Annotated in this window: 8 protein-coding genes, 1 tRNA gene and 1 pseudogene; all 10 read left to right on the top strand. The window is 38.1% G+C overall.

Features of this window, described 5'->3' with window-relative positions:
- On the top strand, positions 1-880 hold an 880-nt coding region (locus DK858_RS13555), incomplete at its 5' end, for a DUF968 domain-containing protein (protein ID WP_228407323.1).
- Positions 881-907: 27 nt separating this feature from the next.
- Positions 908-1,690 carry an antitermination protein gene (locus tag DK858_RS13550; protein ID WP_109397871.1) on the top strand — a complete coding sequence of 261 codons (783 nt, stop codon included), beginning with the start codon at positions 908-910 and terminating at the stop codon, positions 1,688-1,690.
- A gap of 345 nt (positions 1,691-2,035) precedes the next feature.
- Positions 2,036-2,248, top strand: coding sequence for a transcription antiterminator/RNA stability regulator CspE (gene cspE, locus DK858_RS13545; RefSeq protein WP_041701226.1), 213 nt, complete (start codon positions 2,036-2,038; stop codon positions 2,246-2,248).
- 7 nt (positions 2,249-2,255) lie between these two features.
- The gene (ymcF, locus tag DK858_RS18575; RefSeq protein ID WP_419775829.1) at positions 2,256-2,396 is read left to right on the top strand and encodes a cold shock small protein YmcF; all 141 of its coding nucleotides are present in this window, start codon (positions 2,256-2,258) and stop codon (positions 2,394-2,396) included.
- A gap of 339 nt (positions 2,397-2,735) precedes the next feature.
- Positions 2,736-2,813: transfer RNA gene (locus tag DK858_RS13540), tRNA-OTHER, on the top strand.
- A gap of 84 nt (positions 2,814-2,897) precedes the next feature.
- Positions 2,898-3,305 carry a phosphate-starvation-inducible protein PsiE gene (psiE, locus tag DK858_RS13535; RefSeq protein ID WP_109397870.1) on the top strand — a complete coding sequence of 136 codons (408 nt, stop codon included), beginning with the start codon at positions 2,898-2,900 and terminating at the stop codon, positions 3,303-3,305.
- A gap of 137 nt (positions 3,306-3,442) precedes the next feature.
- A complete protein-coding gene (locus DK858_RS13530) occupies positions 3,443-3,832 on the top strand; it encodes a putative holin (RefSeq protein WP_109373189.1) in 390 nt (129 codons plus the stop codon).
- Positions 3,829-4,128 (top strand): phage holin family protein, encoded by a 300-nt coding sequence (locus DK858_RS13525; protein WP_109397869.1) that lies wholly within the window; start codon positions 3,829-3,831, stop codon positions 4,126-4,128. Before DK858_RS13530 ends, DK858_RS13525 begins: the two co-directional genes overlap by 4 nt.
- Positions 4,106-4,525, top strand: coding sequence for a structural protein (locus tag DK858_RS13520; RefSeq protein ID WP_109397868.1), 420 nt, complete (start codon positions 4,106-4,108; stop codon positions 4,523-4,525). The genes DK858_RS13525 and DK858_RS13520 overlap by 23 nt, the downstream gene beginning before the upstream one ends.
- Positions 4,522-4,800 (top strand): annotated as a pseudogene (locus tag DK858_RS13515) (hypothetical protein); the annotation flags it as partial. The gene DK858_RS13520 and the pseudogene DK858_RS13515, both read left to right, overlap by 4 nt.

Here is a 4,800-nt window from a genome sequence, read left to right as displayed (position 1 = left end):
CGCATTAACGGGTGATGAACAGCCTATTTTAAACAATAAGCACATCGTCCAATTTCTCAATAGTAAAAAAGTGATCCACACCATCGATAAAGTATCACCAATGGATACATGGGTTATTCGTAATATCAAGTGCTGCCAGATTGATAACGATGAAGATAATTATCATCACCATGAGTTAGTAACGACATTTAATGAGGCTGGCGTGATCCGCACTTGCTGGCATCACGATAATCATATTCGTCATTCATCAGCAGGTTGGGTTGCTGAATTAGCTCATAAAAATCGAATCAATTGGATGTTAGACACTATTCGTTTTCGGTTGAGATTAGATAGTGGCCACCAGCTAACGATACCTGATTTTTTCTCATTTGCAGTAATGCATAGCTTGGTTGATGAATTACCCGAAGCAATATTACGCCAGATTTTAAATTGGTCAGATAAACAAGAAGAACGCAGAGTTCATGGTGGTTTTCCTGAGGCGGACATTATTCCAAGTAACGTAACCGCATTATCTGCAATGAATGAGCGGTTAGATACCATAAAGCCGGTTATTAAAGTTGCTGTTGATCCGGAGCCACCAGCATCATTTCTTCTTAAACCTAAAATGCAACGTTGGGAAAATACCCAATGGCTCCAATGGGTGAAGACTCAACCGTGTTGCGTGTGTGGGCAACAGGCTGATGATCCGCACCACATCATAGGGCATGGCATGGGAGGGATGGGGACTAAGGCTCACGACTTATTCACTATTCCATTATGTCGCATTCATCATGATGAGTTACATCGTGACCCCAAACAATGGGAAACCACTCATGGCAATCAACTCGAATTGTTATTTCATTTTTTAAACCGTTCATTAGGCATCGGTGCATTTATTTAACGTGTGTACGGCACGAGGAGTACTAGCATGAAATTAGAGTCAGCATTAAAACAATTTTATCCTAAGTCACCCACATTCAGTGACGGCTCTTGTTCTACTTCTCCTGACCGATTAAAAGGGATGGACAGTGCTGGGGCATTAGGTATGACAGAGCAACGCGCTAAGTTTGGTATGTCTGCGTTTTTTGCTAAGAATGACGTGAGTGAAGAGGACAAATTCAGCACCGTAGAGCAGTTAACAAAATACGCATTAAGGGTAACACCCAAGCTGGTGGCTAAATCGGCGGGCAATAAGTTGGGTTACTGTTTAGTGATCCTCGCTAAAATGGCGTTTGAAGATTATGCTCGTTCAGCAGATTCTGTTTGCGAGTGTTCAGCGTGTGCAGGTAAAGGGCTAATTTACAGTCGCAAGGATGTAGTCAAATACCAAGGGAAAACAAGTGTTGATGGTACTGTTGTCATTGAGCCTTGGACTGAAAAAGAAAATGCCGGTGAATTATGTAAAACCTGCAATGGAAAGGGAAAGTTAACTTATCGCTGTCGCTGTAAAGGTCGAGGTAAAGTCTTAGATGAAAAACAAACGGAATTACAAGGCGGTGTACCTGTATTTAAAGATTGCCCACGCTGTATTGGTAGAGGGTACAAGAGAATGCCATCTTCAGTCGCATATCAAGCCATAAAACATATAGTACCTGAGCTAACCCAACCTACATGGTCTCGTAACTGGAAGCCGTTCTATGAGAAGTTAATCAGCAAATGTTTTAGTGAAGAGAGTAGCGCAGATGCAATATTCAACAAGGTTACAAAATAACTGGTTAGATAAACAGTTAAAAGTTGCATTTTGAATAAGGTTGCCTTATCATCTCTAAATAGTGGGCGATTTATTACTTACCACACTGAACTTTATCAAGACCTCGCTTCGGCGGGGTTTTTACATAAAATAAAGGTTGCTATCTGAGTTTATCTATGACCTAATGGCGTTACTGGTTTGGAAGTACAGGCCTATTTATGTTAGTCAGTTTAAAGTTGTTCACCATTTAGCGCTATCCTTGATACCACTTCATTGCGAATTCCTTCTAATTAATTCCCATAAGTAAAAATAAAAAACAAACCCTCATATGCCCTATGGCAAATTAAATAAATTAAAGGAAATTCTATGTCTAATACAATGACTGGTTCAGTAAAATGGTTTAACGATGATAAAGGTTTTGGTTTCATCACCCCTAAAGATGGAAGTAAAGATGTGTTTGTACATTACTCTGCAATCCAAAGTGATGACTTCAAATCTCTGATGGAAGGCCAAGAAGTTTCATTTACCATTGAAAATGGTATGAAAGGTCCAGCAGCAGGCAACGTGGTGGCTCTCTAAAGACGCTATTACTATTCGCCTCTATTTTAAATGCCCTTGTTGTAGCGGTTCACAATATAGAACATCACAATTTGATGTTACAGTGAACAATCCACACGGCGCAAAATGTATTTTTTGTAAGACTGTGATGGCTGCTCAAATGAGTTAAGCGTTAAATAGTTGAATATATAGAACCTCGCTTTGGCGGGGTTTTTTTGTTGATTAAATTTAAAGCTGATCCCTTTATATTTTAAAACGTACATATTCATTAGTGTGTGGTAAACTTAGGAAAATAAACATACCTCATTGCTATCAACAGCAAACCTTGCATTTGCAAGCTTTTATCAAAAATAGATGTGGTATCTAAAGGAATGATTTCCTAAGGAGATGCCTATGAATTGGTCTGTGTTATTACATCGAATCCCCGCTTTTTTACGGAATGTAATTATCATTGCTTTATTGCTCTTAGTTGCATTTGTGATAGTTCGTTGGTTCAGGTAAGTTCATTCCGCCATTAGCTTAACTGGGAGAGTATTTAGTTTTATTTAAACTAAAAGTTGAGGTTCGATACCTTGATGGCGGTCCAATTAAATATAAAGCTTCTCATCTATTTTTTTATTTTAATCTATAGAAAACTTGATATTAGGGGCATAAACTCTTAGGAGTTATTATGGCAGGACTAAATCAAACAAAAGTAATTAGTCGAGTTTTACAATGGATTAGTAGTGTTGGCCTGATATTGCTTGCAATTATTTTAATAATTTTTTTAGTTAAAGAAACTATTATCCTTGCTAATTTGTTATTTACAGCTAATGATCCAGTTTCAATTTATTTATTGGTTGATGGACTTATCATTTACTTTCTTTATTTTGAGTTTATTGCCTTAATTATTAAATACTTTCAATCAAATTATCACTTTCCATTACAATATTTTATTTACATCGCTATTACCGCCGTAATTAGACTTATTGTTGTTGAACATAAAAATCCGCAATTACTTATCGTATATTCAGGAACAATCCTTATTCTAGTTATTGCATTGTATATTGCTAATGCAGAAAGATTGAAACCAGAATAAGCTAAAGTATCACATTTTGAAGATCGCTTAGGCGGTCTTTTTTCGTATATGCCGACCACAGAATCAATCACACACTAATCACTTCACACAAGAGCTGTGTGTCTGCACCTTTTTAACCAAATAACAGGACTACACACATGAATGAGCCGTTAACGGGCACTACAACAGCATCGCTAGCGGGCGTTTCAATTGTAGGTCTGTTTGCTGGTATGGACGCTGGCGTTGTTATTGGGGCGTTTGCGGGAGCAGTTATTTTTGTTTTATCTGCTCATGATATTCGTCTATTAAAGCGTTGGACTTATTTTGCAGTTGCTTTCCTTATTGGTATTTATGGCGCTGATTTTATGTCGGGTATTCTTAGCGATATAACCGGTGGCCGTGATGTTGATAAATCAGTAGGGGCAATGTTTTCGTCAGCAGGGCTGGTGGGTGTTTTAGTCTCAATATCAAAGCCGGGTGCAATGACTGACGGAATAAATAAATTTATTAATAATCTGATAGATAAATTCAGAGGAGGTGGCAGATGACCATCTCAATGTTTTGGATTTACATCAATTTCTTTTCTTGTTTACTCGCAGTGATCCGCTTAATTAATTACCGTCGCAATGGCGCTCAATATAAATTTGGGGCGTCATTTATTGCGTGGGTATTAATTATCCTATTGGGTTCGGTACCACTGCGGATCTTAACAGATGATTATTCTCATGCTGATCCATTTGAAGTCGGCATTAATTTATCACTATGCGTACTCATCTTATTGAGTCGTGGAAACATAATGCAAATATTCAGAGGTGTCAGACATGACAAAGATAGCTCGCGGTGAACGCAATAACAATCCGGGTAATATTGATTATAACCCACTTAATAAATGGGAAGGTTTGGTCGGTATTGAAACAGGAGTGCCTAATCCTCGATTCTGTGTCTTTGAGTCGCCAGAATATGGCATCCGAGCAATTTATAAGTTAACCCAAACCTATCAACGTAAATATGGTTTGAACTCAGTATCATCAATCATTAATAAGTATGCACCGCCAGTTGAGAACAACACGAATGGTTATATTAGCCGTGCATCAAAAGAGATTGGTGTTGGTATTAATGACAAGATAGATACTCAATCAAAGCCAGTTGCTATTTCTTTAGCAAAAGCAATCGTAGGCGTTGAGTTGGGCTATCAACCTTACACGGATAAAGTCTTTGAAGATGCTTGGTTGTTGTTATGAGTAAGAAATTGCTAATTGCCTGTGCTGTGATGATGACGTTGTTATTTATCATGACTCGATGGCAGGCAGGAAAAATTGATGAGCTGAATGAGAGTATTACTGAGCTAGAAAAAGACAAATCATCTTTAACTAATGACCTCTCACGCCAAGCTTCAATCACAGAAAACGCCAACCGAACATTCAGGATTATCAATAATGTCTCATCACTTAATAGCGAAGAGCGGAATAGGTCAGCCGTGGATTCTGAAAAAGTTAAAACGGTTATCAAAACTGTT

It is taken from the genome of Proteus faecis (genome assembly GCF_003144395.1).
Lineage (GTDB): Bacteria > Pseudomonadota > Gammaproteobacteria > Enterobacterales > Enterobacteriaceae > Proteus > Proteus faecis.
The sequence above is the reverse complement of the archived record's forward strand: the minus strand, read 5'-3'. Positions and strand labels throughout refer to the sequence as shown.

Coding starts and splice junctions, on each gene's coding strand:
- DK858_RS13550 (WP_109397871.1), top strand. CDS start 908: ATGAAATTAGAGTCAGCATTAAAACAATTTTATCCTAAGTCACCCACA.
- DK858_RS13520 (WP_109397868.1), top strand. CDS start 4,106: ATGACAAAGATAGCTCGCGGTGAACGCAATAACAATCCGGGTAATATT.
- cspE (WP_041701226.1), top strand. CDS start 2,036: ATGTCTAATACAATGACTGGTTCAGTAAAATGGTTTAACGATGATAAA.
- DK858_RS13530 (WP_109373189.1), top strand. CDS start 3,443: ATGAATGAGCCGTTAACGGGCACTACAACAGCATCGCTAGCGGGCGTT.
- DK858_RS13525 (WP_109397869.1), top strand. CDS start 3,829: ATGACCATCTCAATGTTTTGGATTTACATCAATTTCTTTTCTTGTTTA.
- psiE (WP_109397870.1), top strand. CDS start 2,898: ATGGCAGGACTAAATCAAACAAAAGTAATTAGTCGAGTTTTACAATGG.